Origin of the sequence: Pseudomonas sp. PS02290 (genome assembly GCF_029960075.1) — a bacterium.
Taxonomy (GTDB): domain Bacteria; phylum Pseudomonadota; class Gammaproteobacteria; order Pseudomonadales; family Pseudomonadaceae; genus Aquipseudomonas.
Genome location: NZ_JASCOY010000003.1, coordinates 99,053 through 121,296 on the forward strand (window position 1 = coordinate 99,053; position 22,244 = coordinate 121,296).

General features: G+C 61.6%; 21 protein-coding genes, 1 pseudogene and 1 riboswitch. Of the genes and pseudogenes, 10 read left to right on the top strand and 12 right to left on the bottom strand.

Annotated features, from left to right (window positions below; translation table 11 throughout):
• Positions 1 to 10: 10 nt before the first annotated feature.
• From QMX88_RS02920 to QMX88_RS02935, 4 genes are read right to left on the bottom strand one after another with little or no spacing between them, the layout of a single operon-like run.
• A complete protein-coding gene (locus tag QMX88_RS02920) occupies positions 11 to 736 on the bottom strand; it encodes an urea amidolyase associated protein UAAP1 (RefSeq protein ID WP_282366123.1) in 726 nt (241 codons plus the stop codon).
• A gap of 12 nt (positions 737 to 748) precedes the next feature.
• On the bottom strand, positions 749 to 1,513 hold the full coding sequence (locus QMX88_RS02925) for an ABC transporter ATP-binding protein (protein WP_122536042.1): 765 nt from the start codon (positions 1,511 to 1,513) through the stop codon (positions 749 to 751).
• Complete coding sequence (locus QMX88_RS02930) at positions 1,510 to 2,325, bottom strand: ABC transporter permease (RefSeq protein WP_192171652.1); 816 nt, start codon at positions 2,323 to 2,325, stop codon at positions 1,510 to 1,512. The genes QMX88_RS02925 and QMX88_RS02930 overlap by 4 nt, the downstream gene beginning before the upstream one ends.
• Before the next feature lie 18 nt (positions 2,326 to 2,343).
• Positions 2,344 to 3,411, bottom strand: coding sequence for a putative urea ABC transporter substrate-binding protein (locus QMX88_RS02935; protein ID WP_282366133.1), 1,068 nt, complete (start codon positions 3,409 to 3,411; stop codon positions 2,344 to 2,346).
• A 59-nt stretch (positions 3,412 to 3,470) separates the two neighbouring features.
• A riboswitch (guanidine-I (ykkC/yxkD leader) is annotated at positions 3,471 to 3,572 on the bottom strand.
• Between the two features lie 277 nt (positions 3,573 to 3,849).
• On the opposite strand from QMX88_RS02935, the gene QMX88_RS02940 reads away from it, so the two are divergent.
• Positions 3,850 to 4,428: a hypothetical protein gene (locus QMX88_RS02940; protein ID WP_282366135.1), complete on the top strand. Its 579-nt coding sequence runs from the start codon at positions 3,850 to 3,852 to the stop codon at positions 4,426 to 4,428.
• Between the two features lie 287 nt (positions 4,429 to 4,715).
• On the opposite strand, the gene QMX88_RS02945 is transcribed toward QMX88_RS02940, so the two are convergent.
• Positions 4,716 to 5,828, bottom strand: a complete 1,113-nt coding sequence (locus tag QMX88_RS02945; RefSeq protein ID WP_282366137.1) for an enoyl-CoA hydratase/isomerase family protein — start codon at positions 5,826 to 5,828, stop codon at positions 4,716 to 4,718.
• Between the two features lie 171 nt (positions 5,829 to 5,999).
• Here QMX88_RS02945 and ung point away from each other — a divergent pair, with 171 nt between their 5' ends.
• Positions 6,000 to 6,695, top strand: a complete 696-nt coding sequence (gene ung / locus QMX88_RS02950) for a uracil-DNA glycosylase (protein ID WP_282366139.1) — start codon at positions 6,000 to 6,002, stop codon at positions 6,693 to 6,695.
• A 187-nt stretch (positions 6,696 to 6,882) separates the two neighbouring features.
• Here the strand turns inward: ung and QMX88_RS02955 are convergent, their stop codons facing one another.
• From QMX88_RS02955 to QMX88_RS02970, 4 genes are all read right to left on the bottom strand, one after another.
• Positions 6,883 to 7,914 carry an AbrB family transcriptional regulator gene (locus tag QMX88_RS02955; protein WP_282366141.1) on the bottom strand — a complete coding sequence of 344 codons (1,032 nt, stop codon included), beginning with the start codon at positions 7,912 to 7,914 and terminating at the stop codon, positions 6,883 to 6,885.
• Positions 7,907 to 9,421: a tripartite tricarboxylate transporter permease gene (locus tag QMX88_RS02960; RefSeq protein ID WP_065992418.1), complete on the bottom strand. Its 1,515-nt coding sequence runs from the start codon at positions 9,419 to 9,421 to the stop codon at positions 7,907 to 7,909. Before QMX88_RS02960 ends, QMX88_RS02955 begins: the two co-directional genes overlap by 8 nt.
• Position 9,422: 1 nt before the next feature.
• The gene (locus QMX88_RS02965) at positions 9,423 to 9,881 is read right to left on the bottom strand and encodes a tripartite tricarboxylate transporter TctB family protein (protein WP_282366145.1); all 459 of its coding nucleotides are present in this window, start codon (positions 9,879 to 9,881) and stop codon (positions 9,423 to 9,425) included.
• Positions 9,882 to 9,955: 74 nt separating this feature from the next.
• Entirely contained in the window at positions 9,956 to 10,936 is a 981-nt protein-coding gene (locus QMX88_RS02970) for a Bug family tripartite tricarboxylate transporter substrate binding protein (protein WP_282366146.1), read from the bottom strand.
• Between the two features lie 496 nt (positions 10,937 to 11,432).
• Between QMX88_RS02970 and QMX88_RS02975 the strand changes: the two genes are divergently transcribed.
• Both QMX88_RS02975 and QMX88_RS02980 read left to right on the top strand, forming a co-directional pair.
• Positions 11,433 to 12,104 (top strand): response regulator, encoded by a 672-nt coding sequence (locus tag QMX88_RS02975; RefSeq protein ID WP_192171643.1) that lies wholly within the window; start codon positions 11,433 to 11,435, stop codon positions 12,102 to 12,104.
• Positions 12,097 to 13,521, top strand: a complete 1,425-nt coding sequence (locus tag QMX88_RS02980; RefSeq protein ID WP_282366148.1) for a sensor histidine kinase — start codon at positions 12,097 to 12,099, stop codon at positions 13,519 to 13,521. Before QMX88_RS02975 ends, QMX88_RS02980 begins: the two co-directional genes overlap by 8 nt.
• 18 nt (positions 13,522 to 13,539) lie before the next feature.
• Here the strand turns inward: QMX88_RS02980 and QMX88_RS02985 are convergent, their stop codons facing one another.
• Positions 13,540 to 14,361: an HDOD domain-containing protein gene (locus QMX88_RS02985; RefSeq protein WP_282366149.1), complete on the bottom strand. Its 822-nt coding sequence runs from the start codon at positions 14,359 to 14,361 to the stop codon at positions 13,540 to 13,542.
• Between the two features lie 97 nt (positions 14,362 to 14,458).
• Complete coding sequence (gene ygfZ, locus QMX88_RS02990; RefSeq protein WP_282366151.1) at positions 14,459 to 15,400, bottom strand: CAF17-like 4Fe-4S cluster assembly/insertion protein YgfZ; 942 nt, start codon at positions 15,398 to 15,400, stop codon at positions 14,459 to 14,461.
• 142 nt (positions 15,401 to 15,542) lie between these two features.
• On the opposite strand from ygfZ, the gene QMX88_RS02995 reads away from it, so the two are divergent.
• Positions 15,543 to 15,797, top strand: a complete 255-nt coding sequence (locus tag QMX88_RS02995; protein WP_065992433.1) for an FAD assembly factor SdhE — start codon at positions 15,543 to 15,545, stop codon at positions 15,795 to 15,797.
• Positions 15,781 to 16,246 (top strand): annotated as a pseudogene (locus tag QMX88_RS03000) (protein YgfX). The gene QMX88_RS02995 and the pseudogene QMX88_RS03000 overlap by 17 nt, the downstream one beginning before the upstream one ends.
• On the opposite strand, the gene nadB reads toward QMX88_RS03000, so the two are convergent.
• Positions 16,215 to 17,831, bottom strand: coding sequence for an L-aspartate oxidase (nadB, locus tag QMX88_RS03005; protein ID WP_282366155.1), 1,617 nt, complete (start codon positions 17,829 to 17,831; stop codon positions 16,215 to 16,217). The pseudogene QMX88_RS03000 and the gene nadB sit on opposite strands and share 32 nt — an antisense overlap.
• Before the next feature lie 495 nt (positions 17,832 to 18,326).
• On the opposite strand from nadB, the gene rpoE reads away from it, so the two are divergent.
• From rpoE to QMX88_RS03025, 4 genes are all read left to right on the top strand, one after another.
• Positions 18,327 to 18,908 carry an RNA polymerase sigma factor RpoE gene (rpoE, locus tag QMX88_RS03010; protein ID WP_037014368.1) on the top strand — a complete coding sequence of 194 codons (582 nt, stop codon included), beginning with the start codon at positions 18,327 to 18,329 and terminating at the stop codon, positions 18,906 to 18,908.
• 33 nt (positions 18,909 to 18,941) lie between these two features.
• A complete protein-coding gene (locus tag QMX88_RS03015) occupies positions 18,942 to 19,529 on the top strand; it encodes a sigma-E factor negative regulatory protein (RefSeq protein WP_282366164.1) in 588 nt (195 codons plus the stop codon).
• 8 nt (positions 19,530 to 19,537) lie between these two features.
• Positions 19,538 to 20,500: a MucB/RseB C-terminal domain-containing protein gene (locus QMX88_RS03020; protein ID WP_282366165.1), complete on the top strand. Its 963-nt coding sequence runs from the start codon at positions 19,538 to 19,540 to the stop codon at positions 20,498 to 20,500.
• A gap of 292 nt (positions 20,501 to 20,792) precedes the next feature.
• Positions 20,793 to 22,229 (top strand): DegQ family serine endoprotease, encoded by a 1,437-nt coding sequence (locus QMX88_RS03025; protein ID WP_197983661.1) that lies wholly within the window; start codon positions 20,793 to 20,795, stop codon positions 22,227 to 22,229.
• Positions 22,230 to 22,244 lie beyond the last annotated feature (15 nt).

Consider the following 22,244-nt stretch of genomic DNA (forward strand, 5'->3'; position numbering starts at 1 on the left):
GCAAGCCTCCTCAGGCGAACAGGCGATCGGTGTTGATGAAGCCGCGCACGTTTTCCTCGCGGGACGTGCGGCAGTGTTGGGCGACGCTGGGGTCGGCCTTCATCCAGCTCAGCTGGACCGGCTGCGGTGCGTACTCGGGGTTGGGGTCCATCGGGTGTTGCAGGGCGGTCATCACGACCAGCGTGTCCATCGGCGCGTACAGCTCGATGCTGTCGCCCGCTTTTGAGTTGCCCGGGACGAAGGCCAGCGCGCCGTGATCGTCGACGTTGACCCGGCTGAAGAGGTTCAGCGTCATCAACAGATCGGACAGGCCCAGGCCCCACTTGCCCATCTCCACCAGCAGGTTGTCGGCGCCGTTGCGAAAGAAGCCGTTGCGCAGTTCCTGATAGCGGCCCTGCCCGTATTTCTCGGTGACCTCTTCGGCGCACAGCACGCCGCCGATGCTGTCGCTCCAGCCGCAGGTGTCGGCGGTGATCGCCGCCAGCACGCGGCCCATGTCCGAATACAGACAATGGCCGCTGGTGAGCTTGGCGGTGTGCTGGCACTTGAGGCTGTCGGGCAGGTTGAGCCGCTCGGTTTTTTCGTGGGCGTTGAACATCGTCAGGCTGACGTTGGCGTTGCCGTTCAGGTCGGTCAGGCGCAGCAGTTCGCCCCGTTTGAGCACAAACGACAGGTGACCGCCGCCGGGCAGCAGCTCTTCGGCGAACACGGGGAACAGCGTGGTTGATTCATTCATGGGCAATGTCCTTCAAGCCGTTTTCAGCGAATCAAGCGCCACGCGGGCGGCGCGGCGATCGCTGTTCAGGGGAATGTCGTAAGTGATGCGCGCGCCGTAGGCGCCGGGGGCGTGGGGGTCGATGCGGACCTTGTCGAACACCAGCAGCCGGGTGCCGAGGTTGAAGCCTTCGGACAGGTCGTGGGTGACCATGAACACCGTCAGCTTGGTTTCGCGCCATAGCTCCAGCAGCAGGGCATGCATGTCCTTGCGGATGCCGGGGTCGAGGGCGCCGAACGGCTCGTCCAGCAACAAAACCCTTGGCTTCATGATCAGCGCCTGGGCGATGGCCAGACGCTGTTGCATGCCACCCGACAGTTGAGTCGGGTACTTGTCCAGCGCGTGATCGAGGCCGACCTTGTGCAACAGCGCCGCCGCCTGCTCCCGGGCGTCACGCTTGGCGGCGCCGAACAGCCGCCCGAGCAACGCCGAGCGCGGCAATTCAAGGCCGAGCGCGACGTTGTCCAGCACCGACAAGTGCGGGAACACCGAATAGCGCTGAAACACCACACCCCGGGTCGAATCCGGTTCCTTCGCCAGGGGTTGGCCGTCCAGCAGAATCGCGCCTTTGCTGGCGACCTCTTGGCCCAGCAGCAGGCGCAAGAACGTTGATTTGCCGCAGCCCGACGCGCCCACCAGCGTGCAGAACTCGCCTTCGGCGATGCTCAGGTTCAGGCCTTCAAGCACCACCTGATCGCCATATTGCTGCCAGACGTTTTTGACCGAAATAAAGCTCATGGGCGCGCGCCCTCGTACCATGGGAACGCCTTGCGCGTGAGGGCTTTCAGGCCCCAGTCCATCAGCCAGGCGAGGAGGGTGATCCACACCACGTAGGGCAGAATCATGTCCATCGCCAGATAGCGCCGCACCAGAAAGATCCGGTAACCCAACCCGTCGGTGGAAGCGATGGCTTCGGCCGCGATCAGAAACAGCCACGCCGACCCCAGCACCAGCCGCAGCGAGATCAACAGGCGCGGCAGCAATTGCGGCAGCACCACCCGCAGGATCAGCGTCCAGGTCGAGGCGCCCAGGGTCTGCGCCTTGATCAGCAGTTCGACCGGAATCTCCCGGGCGCGCTGCTCCAGGTCACGGGCCAGCACCGGCGTGATGCCGATGACGATGAGCATCACCTTCGACAGCTCGCCCAGACCGAAGACGATGAACAGGATCGGCAGAATCGCCAGCGGCGGCACCATCGACACCACGGTCAGTAACGGCGAGAGCGGCGCGCTGAACAACGGCAGCACCCCCGACGCAATGCCCAGGCACAGCCCGACAATGGCGCTGATCGCCAGGCCGACCGCGAGGCGCTGCAGACTGGCGCCGGTGTCCTGCCAGAGCAGGTATTCGCCGGTGCGTTGATCGGGCACGAACGCCACCCGTTTGATCGCATCGGTCATCTGCACGGCGCTGGGCAGCAGCTTGTCGTTGGGGTTTTCCGTCAGCCGCGTCGCCGAGCCCGTGAAATAGGCGAACAGCAACAGGGCGAACGGCAGGAGCACCAGGATCAATCGACTGGCGCGATCCGGGCGGCGGTTAATCAAGCGCATGGCAAAGACCTTTGGTTTTTACAGCTTGCCGTCGGCAGCCATCTGCACGTAGCTCGGGTCGAAGTGCAGCTTGAGGTTGGCCTTGTCGCCTTCGGTCACGCTGTTGGCGAAGGTCATGCCGACCGCGCTGGCGTCTTTGGCGCCTTCGCCCAGCAGGCCGTGGTCGAAGGAGAAGTCAGCGACCTTGCGCATGGTCGTCGGCAGCTGCTTGCTGGTGGCGAACTCCAGCGCTTCTTTAGGCGTGGCGAACAGCTTGGTGGTTTCCAGTTGCGACTGGAATCCGGCCAGATCAGTGCCCGACGCCTGGGCCATGTGCTCCAGCGCGGCTTTGGATTCGGCGGATTTTGCGTTCATCAGCGCCACCACTTCAAACCACGCGCCGGTCAGGGCTTTGCCCAAAGCCGGGTTGTCTTTCAGGGTCTGGGTGTTGACCACCATCATGTCCATGATCTCGCCGGGGATCTTGCTGGAGTCGAACACTTCGGTGACGCCGGGCTTGGCCTTGATCTCCGAGAGCATCGGGTTCCAGGTGGTGACGGCCTTGACCTCGCTGGTGTTGAACGCGGCGGCGATGTCGGCGTCGGAGGTGTTGACGACTTTCAGGTCTTTTTCAGTCAGGTCCACCGAGTCCAGGGCGCGGGCGAGCAGGTAGTGGGACACCGACAGCTCGACTAGGTTGACGTCCATGCCCTTGAGGTCGGTGACTTTCTTGCCGTCGCCCTTGATGACGATGCCGTCGTTGCCGTTGGAGAAGTCGCTGACCACCAGCGCGGTGCTTTCAACGCCGCCGGCGGCCGGGATGGTGAGGGCGTCCATGTTGGTCATGGTGCAGCCGTCGAACTGGCCAGCGGTGTACTGGTTGATGGATTCGACATAGTCGTTGAGCTGGGTGACTTTGATGTGGATGCCGTACTTCTTGGCCCATTTGTCGACGATGCCTTGAGTCCCTGCGTATTCCCATGGCATCCAGCCGGCGTAAATGGTCCAGCAGACGTCGAAATCTTTTTTCGGGGCGGCGGTGGCCGAGAGGCTCAATGCGGCAAAGACGCCTGCGGTGAGCAGGCTGAACAGACGGGACTTTTGCATGGGGTGTCTCCAGTAGCGAAAAGGGACGGTCAAGAGCACGGCGACACCACTGGTGTCCTGTCTCCCGGGCTTTTATCCCGCCGTGTAACCTCTACTGGAGGTCGCCAACTCTCGGACCAGCCACTCGCGAAACGCGAGCCGGAACCCTAGTCGGCTATTGCAAATTGTGGTGCCGCGAACCTGTGGTGACTCCTGCACATCCTCTCCCAAGCGAGAGTTGTGCCAAGTTGCGCAAACCCTTGTGGCGCCTGAGCTGGGCGGGCGTAGGTGGTTTGACGACGGGCGAGACGTGCACTGATGCAGGGCGCCGTCTGGCGCCTGGGGACCGCGGTGGGGCACTAGGTCTGCAATTCGGAGTCTCAGTTAACGTTCTCGGCAGTTTCGAGAACGCCGACCAGCGCCGCTGGTTCGAGCTCTACCGCGGTCCGGGAGGCCGCCATGTATCGACGATTGCTTACCGCTTTGATGACGTTGTCCCTGGCAGGTTGTTACGGAGGTTATTACGAATCAGAAAGCTACACGCAGCCGATCTATAGCAGTGGCTACAGCAGTGGTTACGTGTACGACAGTTATCGCCCGGTCGCTCCGGTGTATTCCGGAGGGGCGGTGTATTACTCCTCGCCGCGTTACTACTCGGCGCCCCGCTACTACGCGCCGCCACCGCGTTATTACGTTCCTCCACCCCGCTATTACGGGCCTGGATATGGCGGAGGTCGCCCCGGTTTCGGAGGTCGCCCGGGTTATGGTGGCGGCAACTGGAATGGTGGGGGCGGCGGGTACCACGGAGGGGGTGGCTATAACGGCGGCGGCAACGGCTATCGCCCGCCACCCCAAGGCCCGAGACCCGGAGGCGGCAATGGCCCAGGGCCCGGCGGCGGTTGGCATGGCAATCCAGGCGGGGGGGGCGGTGGCGGCGGCGGTCCACGCCCAGGCCCCGGCGGATCTGGCGGCAATCACCGCGAAGACGGCGGTTTCGGTCGCGGCGGGCACGGCGGACCGGGCGGCGGCAATCGCTGAGTAACGCAAAAACGGCGCTCCGAGGAGCGCCGTTTTTTATGGGTTGTATGGATGGCCCGAGCGGCCAGCGTGTACGCATTCCAAACGTAGGACCGGCTTCAGCCGGGAAGAGGCCCGTCCATTCACCCTCACATTTGCGCTGTAACACCTGACCCTTTCCCGGCTAAACCCGGTCCCACAATGAGATCTCCGCCAATCCCGCTGAATTCACGCATTCGAATGTAGGACTGGCTTCAGCCGGGAAGGCGCCCGTTTGAGCACCATCCATGCAGGCATGAATTCAAGCCTCAATACTCCGACAAATCCGCCAGCGGGTGCCGTCCTTCCCAGGCCTTCTCGAAATGCGCATCCACCACCGCCAGCGGAATCGTGGCGATGTCCTGCCAGTGCCAGTGAGGCGTTTGATCCTTGTCGATCAGCCGCGCCCGCACGCCCTCGGCGAACTCGGGATGGCGGCAGCAATTAAGGGCCATGGCGTATTCCATCTGAAACACCTCGGCCAGCGACAAATGCCGCGCCCGCTCAATCTGCTCCCACACCAGATGCGCCGTCATCGGGCAACCATCGGTCAGCGTTTTCGCCGCCCTGGCCAATAACAAGTCATCAGCATTCAAATGATGTTTCAACGCATTCCAGGCGCTCGGTGCGTCGGCGATATCCAGCAGCTCATCGATCGTCTCGCGCCGAGGCAGCCATTGCGCGGCGGGCAACTGATCCACCGCCTCCAGTTGCAGCGCCCTGAACAGGCTGGTCAGTTGCACCTTGGTCTGCTCCTGCCAGTTGAGCTGCAGCAGCCGGTCGATCATCTCCTCCTGCTGATCGTCCAGCAGAAAACGATCCGCGAGACCAAGGTCCAGCGCGTCACGGCCGTTGATGTGCGCGCCGGTCAATCCAAGAAACAGCCCCAACTTGCCCGGCAGTCGCGACAGGAACCAACTGGCGCCTACGTCAGGAAACAGGCCGATGCTGATTTCCGGCATCGCCAGCCGGCTGCTCGGCGTCACGACTCGAATATTCGCCCCATGCAGCAAACCCATCCCGCCGCCCAGCACATAGCCGTGGCCCCAGCAGATCAGCGGTTTGGGAAAAGTGTGCAGCGTGTAATCCAGCCGGTATTCCGCCGCGAAAAACTGCGCAGCCAACGGAGGAACCGTGCCCGGCTGACCACGTCCGGCCTCGACCAGCGCACGCACGTCGCCACCGGCGCAGAAGGCTTTTTCGCCATTGCCGCGCAGCAATACGCAGACGATTTGCGGGTCGCTGGCCCAGTCGTTCAGGCGGTCCTGCAGCGCCAGAATCATCGGCAACGACAGTGCATTCAGGGATTTTTCCGCATCCAGCGTGGCGATGCCCAGGCGGGCGCCGTCGGTGGCGGTGAGCTCTTCAAATTGCAGATTCATCGTGACCTCTTGTCAGTGGTACGGGGATCTATCGTGAATTGTGAGTCCCCGCGACGCCCGGAAGTTGCAAACCGGCGGCTGTGAACGAGTGTAGGAAGATCCGACGGCGCCGCGCTGGAAATAATCAGCCACAGTCCCTAAAGTTGCGCATTGTTTCTGCCGGATCACACCATGACAAACGACGACCGCATCAAACTGGAGGCCAGCTGGAAGCAGGCCCTGCGCGACGAGTTCGAAAAGCCTTACATGGGCGAGCTGCGCGAATTTCTGCGTCAGGAGCATGCGGCGGGCAAGGAAATCTATCCGCCGGGACCGCTGATCTTCAATGCGCTGAACTCGACGCCGCTGGATAACGTGAAAGTGGTCATCCTCGGTCAGGACCCTTATCACGGCCCCAATCAGGCCCACGGCCTGTGCTTCTCGGTGCAGCCGGGCGTGCCGGCGCCGCCTTCGCTGGTCAACATCTACAAAGAGCTCAAGCGCGACCTGAACATCGACATCCCCAATCACGGCTATCTGCAGTCGTGGGCGGAGCAGGGCGTGTTGATGCTCAACACCACGCTCACGGTCGAGCGCGCCAACGCCGCGTCCCATGCCGGCAAGGGCTGGCAGCATTTCACTGACAAGATCATCGAAACAGTGAGCGCTCATCAGCCGCACCTGGTATTCCTGCTGTGGGGCGCCCATGCCCAGAGCAAGAAAAAGCTCATCGATGCGTCCAAACACCTGATCCTCACCGCCGTGCACCCGTCGCCGCTGTCGGCGTACAAGGGGTTTATCGGATGTGGGCATTTTGGTCTGGCGAACAAGTTTCTGGAGCAGAACGGCCTGGCGCCGATCGAGTGGCGATTGCCGGCTGTTGTCTAGCGCGGTATGACGTCAGAAGTTGGGGCACTCCTGACACGGGATCATTCCTGGACAGACGCAGACATTGTGGGAATGATCGGGGTGGCGTTCCACCTTGCTCACGAAGACGGTATTTCAACCGCTGAAAATTTAGCGGATGTACTGACCTCTTCGCGAGCAAGCTCGCTCCCACATGTTGAGTGAATCGTTAACCCAGCCGTCGATCCCAGTAACGAAACAGCGGCTCGGCCAGAAACAGCACAAACAATAACCGCATCACCTGCATCGCCGTCACCAGCGGCACCGACAGTTGCAGCACCTCCGCCGTCAGGCTCATTTCGGCGATCCCGCCCGGCATCATTCCCAGGGTCAATGAGCGCAAATCCAGATGGGTCAGCGTGCTCAGCCCCAGTGCGCACAACGCCGCGATGCTCATCGTCAGCGCTGTCCCCAGCAGCGTGCGGCCGATGAACGACGGCGCGCTGCGAAAGAACGCCCGGTTGAAGTGGCAACCCAGGCCGCTGCCAATCAGCCACTGCCCCACCTGACTGCCGCCCTGGGGCAGGCCGATGTGCAAATCGAAACTGGTGCTGATTACCGCGCTGATCAGCAACGGCCCGAACAACCACGGATTGGGTTGTTTTAACCGCTCCCAGCCCCAGGCCACCAACGCGCCCAGCGGAAACAACAGCAGCAGCCACCGCCAATCCACCACCGTCGCGTGGGAAGGCGGGCCGCCATCGCCCATCAAATACTTGAAGATCGCCGGCACGCAGAGCACCACTGCCAGCACCCGCAGGCTCTGCCCGGCGGCGACGTTGCTGAGAATCGCGCCGTTGCGTGCGCCGAGGTTGACCATCTCGCCCGAACCGCCGGGCATGCTGGAAAAGAACGCCGTGGCGCGGTCCTCGCCGGTGCGCAGCATCAGCCACACGCCGACCACGCTGGAGACGCTGGTCACCAGTGCGCCGATGAAAATCAGGCCGAAGTGAGAAAGGACTTGTTCGATGACGACGGGGGTGAAGTGCAGGCCGATGCCGATGCCGACCACCCATTGGCCGCATTTGCGGCCGCCGGGAATTTCAGCCAACTGCCAAGGCGTGAGGCAGCGGACCAGGATGATCGCCAGTAACGAGCCGACCATCCAGGGCAATGGCCAGCCAACCTGACTGGCGAGAAATCCCCCCAGCAGGCCGACCAGCGGTGTGCCCCACCACGTGCTGAATGGCCGGTCAGACATCGGCCAGCGCGCGACGCTGCCTGGAGCGTTTGCGCCAGATACGGATCAGCGGGAACACCAGCATGAACGCCGTCACGACCCACATGCCCAGGGTGATCGGGCTCGACCACAGAATCTCCAGGCCGCCGTTGGAAATCGACAGCGCGCGACGCAGGTTCTGCTCCATCAGCCCGCCGAGGATGAACCCCAGCAGAATCGGCGACAGCGGGAAATCCAGCTTGCGCAGGATGTAGCCGAAGATGCCGATGCCGACCATCAGGAACAGGTCGAAGGTGGTGGCATGTACCGCGTAGACGCCGATCCCGGTGATGATCGCGATCACCGGCACCAGTGCCCAGTTCGGCACCGACAGGATGCGGGTGAAGATGCGGATCATCGGGATGTTGAGGATCACCAGCATGATGTTGGCGACGAACAACGACGCGATCAGGCCCCAGACGATGTCCGGTTGCTGCTGAAACAGCAGTGGCCCCGGCGTGATGTTGTACAGCGACAGGGCGCCGATCATCACTGCCGTGGTGCCCGAACCCGGAACGCCCAGCGTCAGCATTGGCACCAGCGCGCCGCAGGCCGTTGCGCCAATGGCGGTTTCCGGCGCTGCCAGACCTCGCATGTCGCCCTGTCCGAATTTGCCGCTCGCGCCGGCGATGCGTTTCTCGGACATGTAGGTCACGGCGCTGGCCAGCGTCGCGCCCGCACCCGGCAAGACGCCCATGATGAAACCCATCAGACCGCAACGGATGTTCACCCAGAACACCGAGCTGGCCTCCTTGAAGTTGAACATCATGCGGCCGGTGGCTTTCACCGCTTCCTGGCCGCGATGGGTTTTCTCCAGCAACAACAGGATCTCACTGATTGAGAACAGACCCAGCACCAGCACGACGAACTGAATGCCGTCAGCCAGATGGATGTTGTCGCCGGTGAAACGGTACACGCCACTGTTGGCGTCGATACCGATGCTCGACAGAAACAGCCCGATCAACGCAGCGACAAAGGTCTTCAGCGGTCGATCACCGGCCATGCCGCCCAGGCAGACGATCGCGAAAACCATCAGCACGAAGTACTCCGCAGGACCAAACGCAATCGCCCATTTCGCCAGCAGTGGCGCGAACATGACCATGCCGCAGGTGGCGATGAACGCGCCGATGAACGAACTCCATGCCGACAGCGACAACGCCACGCCGGCCATGCCCTGACGCGCCATCGGGTAGCCGTCCAGCGCGGTCATTACGGTCGATGCTTCGCCCGGAATGTTGAGCAGGATGGAGCTGATGCGGCCGCCGTATTCGCAGCCCAGGTACACCGCCGCCAACAGGATCAATGCTGACTCCGGCGGCAGGCCCAATGCGAAGGCGATCGGGATCAACAGCGCCACACCGTTGATCGGACCCAAGCCGGGGAGCAGGCCGACGACAGTGCCGATCAGCGTGCCGGACAGGGCGGTGATCAGGTTGTAAGGGGTCAGCGCGACGCCGAAGCCCTGGCCGAGATAGCCGAGAGTGTCCATATCAGTTCTCCATAACGTCGAGCAGACCGAGGGGCAGGGGTACATCCATCACTTTGTCGAACAGCACGTACAGCGCGATGCTCATGAAGGTGATGATCACGACACTCGGCAGCCAGCGGCCGCCGTACAGACGCGCCATGGGAATCCCGATCAGAATGCTGCTCAGCACAAAACCCAACGGCTCGAACAGCCCGGCGAACACCAGCAGCAGCACAGTGCAGATGCCGATCTTGATGAGTGTGGGACGGTCCAGCGCCGGCTCTTCCTCGGAATGCACGATCGGCGTCGGACGAATCGCCATGTACAGCAGCGAAATGCCCATCAGCGCCAGCATCAGCAGCGGAAAGGCGCGGGGGCCGACGGGTTCGTAGGAAAAGGGCGCCTGATAAGGCCAGGCCATCATTGCCAGGCCGATACAGACCACCAGCAGCACGACGGCGAAAATGCGTTGTATCACCATGGAAAACTCCCGGATCACGCCACCGCACAGGCGGCGCAATCCTCAGCCAATCAAGTACGCTTCGATGGGGTCAGTCACTGAATCAGGCCGAATTCCTTGGCCAGCGTCTTGTACTCGGCGACGCGGGTTTTCACGTACTTGTCGAGCTCTTCGCCGGTCATGGCGAACGGGAACAGCTCACGCTGATCGCGCAGCTTGGCGAAGTCTTCCGAGGCCAGCAGCTTGTCGAACGCCGCTTTCCACCAGTTGTACTCCTCGTCCGACACCTTTGGCCCCAGATAGAAACCGCGCACCACCGGCCAGACGATGTCGTAGCCCTGTTCTTTGGCGGTCGGGATGTTCTTCATTTCCGGCTCGTCCAGACGTTCTTCGGAGAACACCGCCAGCAGGCGCATGTCGCCGCTGAGAATGTGCGGCATGGAGTCGGAAATGTCGGTGGAGCCCACTTGAATGTGCCCGCCGAGCAGGGCAGTGGCGATTTCACCGCCGCCTTCGAGGGCGACATAACGCAGTTCCCGTGGGTTGATGCCGGCGGCCTTGGCAATCAGCGCGGTCTGCATCCAATCCTGGCTGCCCACGGTCCCGGCGGAGCCGATGACCACTTTGCCCGGGTCGGCCTTCAGTGCTTTAACGAGATCGTCGAGGTTCTTGTAGGGCGAATCGGCCTTGACCGCGATCGCTCCGTAGCTGGTGCCGACGGCGGCCAGCCAGCGCACGGCGTTCTCGTCAAAACGGCCGAACTTGCCCTGGGCCAGGTTCAACAGCGAGCCGCTGGACCAGGCCACCAGCGTACCGGCGTCGGCCGGACGCTGAGCGACCACCGCGTTGTAGGCCACGGCGCCGACGCCTCCCGGCATGTAGGTGACGCGCATCGGTTTGGAGAGGATCTTCTCGTTGATCAGCGCGCTTTGCGCCAGTTTGCAGGTCAGGTCGAAGCCGCCACCGGGCGAGGCCGGCGCGATGCATTCAGGACGATTGGGCTCGGCGGCCCACAATTGGGTGGCCATCAGCATGCAGCTGGCGGCGACGCTGATATGGCGCAACGATAGGTTCATGGTCCGTCTCCAGAGGAGTTGTTGTTTTAATGGGGGCAGGCGGTCGTACGTTCGTCAGGCAGTCGTGTCACACCTTCGCAAAACTGCGGGCAGCCAACGTGCAGACGTGACGAAACACCGCGCAACAGGGTTGCGAGGTGAACAGAAAACATAATGGGATTCAGACGGCGCGAGGGCCGATGATTGCAGTGAGGGCATCACTGATGACTCCGATATTGTTCTTATTGTTGAAAACGCATCGAGGCGTTTTTCGTCACGACCCTGGCATCAGCAGCGTCACGCGGGACGCAATCGTGACAAGTCGTAACGGGATCCTAATCAGCGAAGCTTTCATCAACCTTTCAACTACCTTTCACGAAGCGCTCAGGCTGCGTTCGGCTGGACCGTTGCAGAGACGTTGCTCGTCAGCGCCGGAGTCATTCCAGCGCGCCGGGCCTTCACAGACGACGGCGCGCCTGTAAACTCCGCCCATAAAATGCTCAATGGGGAGAAATCGATGCGTGTCCTGCTCGTCGAAGATCATCTGCAACTGGCGGAAAGCGTCGCGCTGGCACTCAAGAGCAGCGGCCTGACCGTTGACGTTCTGCACGACGGCGTTGCAGCTGATCTGGCCCTGAGCAGCGAAGAATATGCCGTGGTGGTGCTCGATGTCGGCCTGCCGCGCATGGACGGTTTTGAGGTGCTGGCGCGTCTGCGGGCGCGGGGCAAGAACACCCCGGTGCTGATGCTGACCGCCCGCAGCGACGTGAAGGACAGGGTCCACGGCCTGAACCTCGGCGCCGACGACTACCTGGCCAAACCCTTCGAACTGTCTGAGCTGGAGGCGCGGGTCAAGGCGTTGTTGCGCCGCAGCGTACTCGGCGGCGAACGCCAGCAACGCTGCGGCGAACTGGTCTACGACCTCGATACCCGCCGCTTCACCCTCGGTGAAGAACTCCTGACGCTGACATCCCGCGAGCAGTCCGTGCTCGAATCGCTGATCGCTCGCCCCGGTCGGGTCATGAGCAAGGAGCAACTGGCGGCGCAGGTGTTTGGGCTGGACGAAGAGGCCAGCGCCGACGCCATCGAAATCTACGTACACCGTCTGCGCAAGAAGCTCGATGGGCACCCGATTGCGATCGTCACGTTCCGGGGCCTGGGTTACCTGCTGGAAAGCCGGGATGCTTAATCCGTTTCCTTCAGCGGAAAACAGCCTGCGCTGGCGCTTGCTGTGGAACCTGGGTTTGCTGCTGGTGGTGCTGATGATCGCCAGCGGCATGAGCGCCTACTGGAACGGACGCGAAGCAGCAGACACCGCTTACGATCGCACCCTGCTGGCCTCGGCGCGGACCATCGCCGCCGGACTGTCGGAGCGCGACGGCACCCTCAGCGCCGACGTACCCTACGTGGCCCTGGATACCTTCGCCTACGACAGCGCGGGACGCATTTACTACCAGGTCAACGACATCAATCAGAAGCTCATTTCGGGCTACGAAAACATCCCCGCGCCGCCGCCGGGCACGCCGCGCACCGACGCTTATCCGGCCCTCGCCAAGTTCTACAGCGGCCGTTATCAAGGCCAGGACGTACGGGTGGTCAGCCTGCTCAAGGCCGTAAGCGAACCGAACATGAACGGCATGGCCGAGATCCGCGTGGCGGAAACCGAAGAAGCCCGGGTGGACATGGCTCAGGCCTTGATGGCCGACACCTTGCTGCGTCTGGGCATGCTCGGCAGCGGCGCGTTGTTGCTGGTCTGGTTCACGGTCAGCGCCGCGTTGCGGCCCCTGGATCGCCTGCGTACGGCGGTGGAAGAACGCCAGCCTGACGATTTGCGCTCGCTGCCGCTGGTCGAGGTGCAGCACGAACTGCGCCCGCTGGTCAGCTCCCTCAACCACTTCACCGAGCGGCTGCGCATGCAGTTCGAGCGCCAGGCGCAGTTCATCGCCGACGCGGCCCATGAATTGCGCACGCCGCTGGCCGCCTTGAAGGCGCGGCTGGAGCTGGGGCTGCGTGATCAGGAGCCCGCCGCGTGGCGCAACACCCTGGAAAGCGCTGCCTCCGGCACCGACAAACTGACCCATCTGGCCAACCAGCTGCTGTCGCTGGCACGCATCGAGAACGGCGCGCGAGCCATTGCCGAAGGCGGCGCGCAATTGCTCGACCTCAGCCAACTGGCGCGGGAACTGGGCATGGCTATGGCGCCGCTTGCCCACGCCCGGGGTGTGGCGTTGGCGCTGGAAGCCGACGAGCCGGTGTGGATGCGCGGCGAACCCACGTTGCTCAACGAGCTGCTGAGCAATCTGGTGGACAACGCCCTGGCCCACACCCCTGCGGGCGGCAACGTGATCTTGCGCGTCCATGCGCCGTGCACGCTGGAAGTCGAGGACGACGGCCCCGGCATTCCGGCTCACGAGCGCGACCGGGTGTTCGAGCGCTTCTATCGACGCAATCAGCAGAGCAAGGGTTCGGGCCTGGGGTTGGCCATTGTGGGTGAAATCTGCAGGGCACATCTGGCGCGCATCACCTTGCATGACGGCGCACAGCGGGGCCTGAAAGTGAGGGTGAGCTTTATGGTGCCGGAGTCGGGATTGGTGGGACTCGGCTGAGCGGGCCCATAAAAGCGATCAGTACAGCAGCGTCATCGCCTGATTCATCTCGTTGATCAGCGCGCCGTCAGCCATGTTCAGGCCCAACCGCGACACGGCTGGCACTGACTGAAACTGCAGATTGGAGTACGGCGTGCCGTTCATCTCATGAATGTGAATCGTCGCCACCTGCACCAGATCCACGTAGTCGGCCTGATCGGAAACACGGCTGAAATTCTGAAACTGCCGGGGCACGATCGCCAGGCCTTCCGGGAAATCCCACGAGCGCAGAAGCCGCTCGCCAATGACTGGATGGATGCGTTCGATAACGTGATTGAGGCTGATAGGGTCGGCGAGCAACTCGTAGTTGTCTTCGGCGTAAGTCAGGATTGGCAGCACGCCAATGAGGTGAACGAGCCCGGCCAGGGTGGCTTTGTCAGCCTTTAAACGCGCACTGCGGTAACTGAGGACATTACACACCCCGGCCACCTGCATGCTGAGTTTCCAGATGTCGCGCATCTTGTTTTCAATGACATCGGACTTGGCGTGAAACATCTGCTCCACCACCAGCCCGATGGCCAGGTTACAGCTGTAGTTCACGCCCAGACGTCGAACCGCCGTCAGCACGTCGCTGACTTCAAAGTTCGGCCGCAGCAGTGGGCTGTTGACGACTTTGATCAGCCGGGCCGACAGCGCGGTGTCGCTGCCGATGACCTTGCTCAGCGCTGCAATGGAAATTTCCGAGTCTTCCGCCGCCAGACGAATCCTCAGTGCAACTTCAGGGAGAGTTGGCAGAAACAGAGCATCCTTGTCGATCGCCTTGATCAGATCCCTCTGCACTTCGTCAGCCATGCTACTCATATTGGATCTCTGGACATTGCATTCCGGCCAGCGGCCGCCCACTCGAGGGGACGGCGCTGGTGACTACGCTGACGTCTCGCACATGCTTCAACCGGGTTCAACGCTGTGTTTCGAGCTTCGCGTCGAGGGTGTAGGGCAATTCGTTCAAGTGCAGGGCCTCGCCCTCTGCCCCACCAAGGTGGATCCGACCATCTTCCGCCGCATCCGCCTGCAAGACCGCCAGCACCTCGATCCCGACATCAGACCGGGCCGCGATCACAACGTTGCCTACCGCGCTTGAATGTACTGGCGAAAACAACGCAGCGCCGGGCTCGGGCAGCTCGTTGCCGGCCATAGTCAGGCGATACAGCCGGCGTTTAAGCTTGCCGAGGTACTGCATCCGCGCCACGATTTCCTGGCCGGTGTAACAACCTTTCTTGAAACTCACCCCGCCCACGGCTTGCAGGTTGATCATCTGCGGGATGAATTCTTCGCGGGTCTGCCCGAACACCTGGCCGATGCCGGCGCGGATCTGCCCCAGCAGCCAGTCGTTGAGCGGTGCTTCCGGGACGTGGGCGATCAGCCGGCTGCGCACGTCATCGGCCTGCTCGGCACGTACCCACAATTCGGCGCGGGCCGGGGAGACGCGAATGGCAATGAGGTCGTTGGCACGGACGACCGAGTCTGTCTCCTGCGCCAGGTCGAGGCCGAGGCTGACAAGTGCGCCGTCGCTGTCCTGCAGGCCGAATCGCACCCAGGAGGCGCTTTCGTCGGTCAATTTGGATTTGGAGAAGACGGCGTATTTTTTCAGGTCCAGCAATTGCGCTTCGATCAGCTCGCTGGCCATTGCCAGCAACACCCCGTCACCCTCAAGCAGGATGCGAAAGCTGGATTGCATACGGCCCTTTTGCGTGCAGCGCGCACCGAGGGTGGCCCTGGCTTCGCTGAGGTAATCGAGGTTGCAAGTCAGTTGGCCTTGCAGGAATTTGCCGGCATCCACGCCGCGAACGGCGAGCACACCTTCATGGGACAGGGGGCAGAAAAATGCTGGAGCGGCCATGAGTCATCGCAGGGTAGAAGTCTGGGGCACCATCATAGTGCCGCGTGTCGTTAATGGGTATACGCAAAAAGCTGCGACCAACTGCAAGTACGCCCCGGGACGATGCGCCTGTATACTCGCCGGCAAATTCGAGGAGCCCTCCATGGTCGAAGATGTTGAACTCAATCGCCTCTTTTGGCACAGCCGTCGCGGCATGCTCGAGCTGGACGTATTGCTGGTGCCGTTCGTCAAAGAAGTCTATCCGACGCTCAACCAGGTCGATCGCGACCTCTATGTGCGCCTGCTGACCTGCGAAGATCAGGACATGTTCGGCTGGTTCATGCAGCGCGCGGAGTCGGAAGACCCGGAGCTGCAGCGCATGGTTCGGATGATTCTGGACCGTGTCCAGCCGAAGTGATCGTTTCGAATGCCGTTGGCAACCCTCGCGGGTGCTGCTAACGGCGTACCTCGTCACGCAAATCCTTGCGCTGGCGTCAATAGTCCTCCTTAATTCCCCTGTGGGCGAAAGCCATCGGCGTCCTGCTGTGCGCCTTGCACGCATCCCGCAGTCTTCGCCCATTCATTCTGCTCGATCAGCCGCAGTCGCTCACCGGGCTGCGGCGTGACAGCAGCGGTTGGGCGTTGTGGAGTGAAGAGGGCGGCTGGCAACCGGTGCAGCTACGCCCGGACAGCCTGGCGCTTCCTAAGGTGGTCGTGTTGCGCTTCAAGGTTGCGAAGGGCTCTTGGCTGAGCCGCTTGTGGGTTCGGAGTCTGTGCATCCCGGCAGACGCCATGGGGCCGGACAGCCACCGGCGCCTGCGTCTACGCCTGAAGTTCAGCCGGCGTAGGTGGGCGGCACCAGAATAGTGTCCAGCGCTTCGGGCAGCATATCCGGATAATCCAGCGTGTAATGCAACCCGCGGCTTTCCTTGCGCGCCATCGCCGACGCAATCATCAGTTCTGCCACCTGGGCCAGGTTGCGCAGCTCGATCAGATCGCGGCTGACCTTATAGTTGCTGTAAAACTCGTCAATCTCATCCAGCAACAGCCGCACCCGATGCTGGGCGCGCTGCAGACGCTTGTTGGTGCGAACGATCCCCACGTAATCCCACATGAAGCGTCGCAGCTCATCCCAGTTGTGGGCAATGATCACGTCTTCGTCGGAATCGGTCACCTGACTCGAGTCCCATGCCGGCAGATTTTGCGGCTGCGGGATTTGCTCGAGCTGAGTCACGATGTCCGCCGCAGCGGAGCGGGCATAAACGAAGCATTCCAGCAGCGAGTTGCTGGCCATTCGATTGGCGCCGTGCAGGCCGGTGAAGCTGGTCTCGCCGATGGCGTAAAGGCCGGGCACATCGGTGCGGCCTTGCTGGTCAACCAGAACGCCGCCACAGGTGTAGTGCGCCGCCGGGACCACAGGAATCGGCTGACGCGTGATGTCGATGCCAAACGTGAGGCAACGCTCGTACACGGTCGGGAAGTGGCTCTTGATGAAGGCTTCGGGCTTGTGGCTGATGTCCAGAAACACGCAATCGGCGCCCAGGCGTTTCATTTCGTGGTCAATGGCGCGGGCAACGATGTCACGGGGCGCCAGTTCGGCCCGTGGGTCAAAACGCTGCATGAAGCGCTCGCCATTGGGTAGCTTCAGGTAGGCGCCTTCGCCGCGCAGCGCTTCGGTAATCAAAAAGCTCTTGGCTTGCGGGTGATACAGGCACGTGGGGTGAAACTGGTTGAACTCCAGGTTGCCCACGCGGCAGCCCGAGCGCCAGGCCATCGCGATACCGTCGCCGCAGGCGCCGTCTGGATTGCTGGTGTACAGATAGACTTTCGCCGCGCCGCCGGACGCCAGAATGGTGAAGCGTGCGCTGTGGGTGTCGACTTCGCCCGTCGAGCGATCCAGCACATAGGCGCCCAGGCAACGCTCCCCCTCCAGACCCAGCCGCGATTCGGTGATGAGATCAACCGCCACGCGTTGTTCCAGCAGTTCGATATTGGGACGCGACTTGGCCTGCGCCAGCAATGTGCGGAAGATCGCTGCGCCGGTGGCGTCGGCGGCGTGAATGATCCGGCGGTGGCTGTGCCCGCCCTCGCGGGTGAGGTGAAACTCGAACCCGCCGTCCACACCGCTTGATGGGTCATCCCGGGTAAAGGGCACGCCAAGGTCGATCAGCCACTGAATGGCCTCGCGGCTGTGTTCGACGGTGAACCGGACTGCGTCCTCGTTGCACAGCCCGCCGCCTGCGTTCAGGGTGTCTTCGACGTGGGACTGAACGGTGTCGGTGTCATCCAGTACCGCCGCAACGCCGCCCTGGGCCCAGAAAGTCGAACCGTTCGCCAGATCGCCTTTGCTGAGGACCGCCACGTGCAGATGCCCGGGCAATGTCAGCGCAAGGCTCAAACCGGCTGCGCCGGAGCCTATTACCAATACGTCGTGCTGGAAATGCTGACTCATCTCTGCTTCCGGTATCTAAATGGCCACTAGTATAAGCAAGGGTGGAACGGCACAATGGCCGCGCTTTATGGCAACGGTGAATCACAGTGGGAGCGGAGTGTGCGCCACCCTGCGACGTCCTGCACCCCGCTTGATGGACGCGATCTTTCCTACAGCTTCATACGGATTGAGTCCTACAGCTGACGGGACGTGTGTCTTACACCCAATAATGAACGGTGGGAACTTTTCACGAACCCGCACGTTCAATAGTGGGTTGCCCATAAAGGAACAGCGTCGACGTTACGCAATGGCGGTTTTCAGCCAGTACGAACGCTTCTGACGACAAGATTATTTACGCAGCCGACCTGGTTCGAGCGGCGTTTTCCGTGCGGGCAGCAGACGCTCGCCGGAAACTTGCTTGAAGGGGGGAGAACTTTTGCTTAAAGCCCGAGTCTATGTTTGCAAGCCTGCGAAAGAGCCGATGCGATGCTCCTTTAAGCTTTATGAGGAGTGTTCATGCTAACCCAGGAAGAAGATCAGCAGCTGGTTGAACGCGTACAGCGCGGCGACAAGCGAGCCTTTGATCTGCTAGTGGTGAAATATCAGCACAAGATTCTTGGGTTGATCGTGAGATTCGTTCACGACACCCACGAAGCCCAGGACGTTGCGCAAGAGGCGTTCATCAAAGCCTATCGCGCACTTGGTAACTTCCGCGGTGACAGTGCGTTTTATACGTGGCTGTACCGTATCGCCATTAACACGGCGAAGAACTATCTGGTGTCGCGAGGTCGGCGGCCGCCGGATAGCGATGTCAGATCGGAAGACGCGGAGTTCTATGACGGCGATCACGGCCTCAAGGACATCGAGTCGCCAGAGCGGGCATTGCTGCGGGATGAGATCGAGGGCACCGTCCACCGAACCATCCAGCTACTGCCAGAAGATTTGCGTACAGCTTTAACGTTGCGTGAGTTCGACGGTCTGAGTTACGAAGACATTGCCAGCGTCATGCAATGTCCCGTTGGTACCGTGCGCTCTCGCATTTTCCGCGCTCGGGAAGCCATCGACAAAGCCTTGCAACCTCTGTTGCAGGAAACCTGAGACAGCGGCGATAGCCACAAGAGAGGAACCGCCATGAGTCGTGAAGCCCTGCAGGAATCGCTGTCCGCGGTGATGGATAACGAAGCGGACGAATTGGAACTGCGTCGCGTGCTTAGCGCTATTGAAGATGCGGACACACGAGCCACCTGGTCCCGTTATCAGATTGCCCGTGCGGCGATGCATAAAGAATTACTGATGCCTCATCTGGATATTTCGGCCGCTGTTGCTGCCGGGATCGCTGATGAAGTCAGCCCGCTGAAGGCCGGCCGCGGTCCTTGGCGCACCTTGGGCCGTCTGGCCGTAGCCGCCTCGGTAACGGTTGCCGTGCTGGCCGGTGTACGTCTGTACAATCAGGACGAAATTGCAGGGGCGCAACTGGCTCAGCAATCCCAGCCGAGCAACGTCGCAATGCCGCAGGCCAAAGGGCCGGCAGTATTGGCGGGCTACACCGAGGGCGAACAGTCCCCGGGTCCGATGGCAAGCGGTGTGCTGCAGAATCAGGCCGGCTGGCATGACCAGCGTCTGCCAGGTTACTTGCGTCAACATGCTCAGCAAGCGGCGATGAAAGGCGCTGAAGGCGCTCTGCCGTACGCTCGCGCTGCAAGCCTGGAAAACCGTTAAGGAGGATCATGCGCGCCATCCCTCTACTGCCGCTTCTGCTGTGTGGATGGCTGGTCCTTCCCGCTCATGCCGATGACGCGCAAGACCAGCTGAAACGTCTTGCGCAGGCTGAGCAGCAGCAAAGCTACACCGGCACATTCGTTTACGAGCGTAACGGCAGTTTCTCCACTCACCGAATCTGGCAGCGGGTCGCCGACGGCAAGGTTCGTGAGCATCTTCTGCAACTGGATGGCTCTCCTCAGGAAGTGCTGCGCGTCAATGGGGTAACCCAATGCGTTAGCGGTACCCTCGAAGAAGGGGTGTCCAGCGTTCCTGACTCTCCGGCCCGAGCGTTCGATGCTGCCAGGTTGTCATCCTGGTACGACATCAAATCGGCAGGCACTTCGCGTGTTGCTGGACGTCTCGCCAATGTCGTGACGCTGACTCCCCGGGATCAGCACCGTTACGGCATTGAACTGCACCTCGACAGTGAAACCGGCTTGCCCCTGAAGTCGTTGTTGCTCAGCGACAAGGGCCAGTTGCTCGAGCGTTTTCAGTTCACTGACCTCAATACCTCGCAGTCGCTGACCGATCAGATGCTCGCCGCCGGTGCTGACTGCAAGCCGGTCGAAGTGGTCAAAGCAAATACTGATGCGCCCAAGCAAAAGGTCGCGTGGCGGTCCGACTGGCTGCCGCCGGGTTTTGACTTGAGCAGCGCTGCGGCACGCAAGGACCCGGATTCCAAGAGTCTGGTAACGAGTCTGATGTATGACGATGGCCTGGCTCGATTCTCGGTATTCGTCGAGCCGGTCAGCGGTGCGGCCGTGACCGATATTCGTACTCAGCTGGGCCCGACCGTTGCTGTTTCCCGTCGCGTAACCACGCAGAAGGGTGATGCCATGGTGACTGTGGTGGGCGAGATCCCGATCGGGACGGCCGAGCGCATCGCGCTGTCCATGCGGGACGATGCTGCGGCTACGAGCAAAAACTGATTCGGCGCACCGGTGATGGCCACGATGAAAAAGGTTTCATTTGGTCGTTTCACGTTCACAAGCCTTTAAATATGGGCTTCACTGGTACTGCTGAAATGATTGGTGCGCTTTGTCGGTTGCAATCGGATGTGTTTTTTTCTATAGGTCACAGCTTCACAGCTGTGGCCTTTGTTGTTTCAGGGTCCAGGAAACTGGAGCAGATACAGGTGTCGCGGGAAGTCGCGACGCACAGATGCTTCGCGAGCCTGCGGGCTCGTACCGCTTAACCATGCTCGTTGTAAACGGGAGCCATATGTCGATACCACGCTTGAAACCTTACCTGGCCTGGATGGCCGCTGTGCTGATGCTCGGACAGGTCGTCACCGCTCAGGCCGAAGCCTTGCCGGACTTCACCTCTCTGGTGGAGCAGGCTTCCCCCGCAGTCGTCAACATCAGTACGCGGCAGAAGCTGCCGGACCGCGCGGTTGCCCAGGGTCAGATGCCTGATCTGGAAGGCCTGCCACCGATGCTGCGCGAATTCCTCGAGCGCAGCACGCCGCCAGGCTCCCGTGCGCCAGGAGGCGGCAAGGGTGATCGCCAGCGTGAGGCGCAGTCACTCGGCTCGGGCTTCATCATTTCCGCGGACGGTTTCATCCTGACCAACAACCACGTGATTGACGGTGCCGACGAAATCCTTGTGCGTCTTTCAGATCGCAGTGAGATGAAAGCCAAACTGATCGGCACCGATCCACGGACCGACGTGGCGGTTCTGAAAATCGATGGTAAGGACCTTCCAACCGTCAAGCTGGGTAACTCCGACAAGCTGAAAGTGGGTGAGTGGGTGCTGGCGATCGGTTCGCCGTTCGGCTTCGATCACTCGGTCACCAAAGGCATCGTCAGCGCCAAGGGCCGCAGCCTGCCGAATGACACTTATGTGCCGTTCATCCAGACCGACGTTGCGATCAACCCGGGTAACTCGGGCGGTCCGCTGTTCAACATGGCGGGCGAAGTGGTGGGGATCAACTCGCAGATCTTCACCCGTTCCGGTGGCTTCATGGGCCTGTCGTTCGCAATTCCGATCGACGTGGCGATGGACGTTGCCAACCAGCTCAAGGCCAGCGGCAAGGTCAACCGTGGCTGGCTGGGGGTTGTGATCCAGGAAGTGAACAAAGACCTGGCCGAATCCTTCGGTCTGGACAAACCGGCCGGTGCGCTGGTGGCTCAAGTGCTTGAAGATGGCCCCGCCGCCAAAGGCGGTCTGCAGGTTGGCGACGTGATCCTGAGCGCCAATGGCACCCCGATCGTTATGTCCGCAGACCTGCCTCACCTGATCGGCAATCTGAAGGACGGCAGCAAGGCCGAGCTTGAAGTGATTCGTGATGGTAAGCGTCAGAAGCTCACCGTGACCGTGGGTGCCTTGCCGGCCGAAGGCGAAGAGATGGGCGCAGCCGACACCGGTGTCGAGCGCAGCAGCAACCGTCTGGGCGTTTCGGTCGTCGATCTGACCGCCGAGCAGATGAAGTCGCTGGATCTCAAGGGCGGCGTCGTCATCAAGGAAGTCCAGGACGGTCCGGCTTCGCTGATCGGCTTGCAGGCGGGTGACGTCATCACTCACCTGAACAATCAGGCGATCACTTCGTCGAAGCAGTTCACCGAAGTGGCCAAGGACCTGCCGAAGAATCGCTCTGTCTCCATGCGCGTGCTGCGTCAGGGCCGTGCGACGTTCATCACGTTCAAGCTGGCGGAATAACCCGTCGGGAATAAA

What these genes read in the sequence shown, in the direction of transcription:
- QMX88_RS02920 (WP_282366123.1), bottom strand. Translation starts at nt 736, where the DNA reads ATGAATGAATCAACCACGCTGTTCCCCGTGTTCGCCGAAGAGCTGCTG.
- QMX88_RS02925 (WP_122536042.1), bottom strand. Translation starts at nt 1,513, where the DNA reads ATGAGCTTTATTTCGGTCAAAAACGTCTGGCAGCAATATGGCGATCAG.
- QMX88_RS02930 (WP_192171652.1), bottom strand. Translation starts at nt 2,325, where the DNA reads ATGCGCTTGATTAACCGCCGCCCGGATCGCGCCAGTCGATTGATCCTG.
- QMX88_RS02935 (WP_282366133.1), bottom strand. Translation starts at nt 3,411, where the DNA reads ATGCAAAAGTCCCGTCTGTTCAGCCTGCTCACCGCAGGCGTCTTTGCC.
- QMX88_RS02940 (WP_282366135.1), top strand. Translation starts at nt 3,850, where the DNA reads ATGTATCGACGATTGCTTACCGCTTTGATGACGTTGTCCCTGGCAGGT.
- QMX88_RS02945 (WP_282366137.1), bottom strand. Translation starts at nt 5,828, where the DNA reads ATGAATCTGCAATTTGAAGAGCTCACCGCCACCGACGGCGCCCGCCTG.
- ung (WP_282366139.1), top strand. Translation starts at nt 6,000, where the DNA reads ATGACAAACGACGACCGCATCAAACTGGAGGCCAGCTGGAAGCAGGCC.
- QMX88_RS02955 (WP_282366141.1), bottom strand. Translation starts at nt 7,914, where the DNA reads ATGTCTGACCGGCCATTCAGCACGTGGTGGGGCACACCGCTGGTCGGC.
- QMX88_RS02960 (WP_065992418.1), bottom strand. Translation starts at nt 9,421, where the DNA reads ATGGACACTCTCGGCTATCTCGGCCAGGGCTTCGGCGTCGCGCTGACC.
- QMX88_RS02965 (WP_282366145.1), bottom strand. Translation starts at nt 9,881, where the DNA reads ATGGTGATACAACGCATTTTCGCCGTCGTGCTGCTGGTGGTCTGTATC.
- QMX88_RS02970 (WP_282366146.1), bottom strand. Translation starts at nt 10,936, where the DNA reads ATGAACCTATCGTTGCGCCATATCAGCGTCGCCGCCAGCTGCATGCTG.
- QMX88_RS02975 (WP_192171643.1), top strand. Translation starts at nt 11,433, where the DNA reads ATGCGTGTCCTGCTCGTCGAAGATCATCTGCAACTGGCGGAAAGCGTC.
- QMX88_RS02980 (WP_282366148.1), top strand. Translation starts at nt 12,097, where the DNA reads ATGCTTAATCCGTTTCCTTCAGCGGAAAACAGCCTGCGCTGGCGCTTG.
- QMX88_RS02985 (WP_282366149.1), bottom strand. Translation starts at nt 14,361, where the DNA reads ATGAGTAGCATGGCTGACGAAGTGCAGAGGGATCTGATCAAGGCGATC.
- ygfZ (WP_282366151.1), bottom strand. Translation starts at nt 15,400, where the DNA reads ATGGCCGCTCCAGCATTTTTCTGCCCCCTGTCCCATGAAGGTGTGCTC.
- QMX88_RS02995 (WP_065992433.1), top strand. Translation starts at nt 15,543, where the DNA reads ATGGTCGAAGATGTTGAACTCAATCGCCTCTTTTGGCACAGCCGTCGC.
- nadB (WP_282366155.1), bottom strand. Translation starts at nt 17,831, where the DNA reads ATGAGTCAGCATTTCCAGCACGACGTATTGGTAATAGGCTCCGGCGCA.
- rpoE (WP_037014368.1), top strand. Translation starts at nt 18,327, where the DNA reads ATGCTAACCCAGGAAGAAGATCAGCAGCTGGTTGAACGCGTACAGCGC.
- QMX88_RS03015 (WP_282366164.1), top strand. Translation starts at nt 18,942, where the DNA reads ATGAGTCGTGAAGCCCTGCAGGAATCGCTGTCCGCGGTGATGGATAAC.
- QMX88_RS03020 (WP_282366165.1), top strand. Translation starts at nt 19,538, where the DNA reads ATGCGCGCCATCCCTCTACTGCCGCTTCTGCTGTGTGGATGGCTGGTC.
- QMX88_RS03025 (WP_197983661.1), top strand. Translation starts at nt 20,793, where the DNA reads ATGTCGATACCACGCTTGAAACCTTACCTGGCCTGGATGGCCGCTGTG.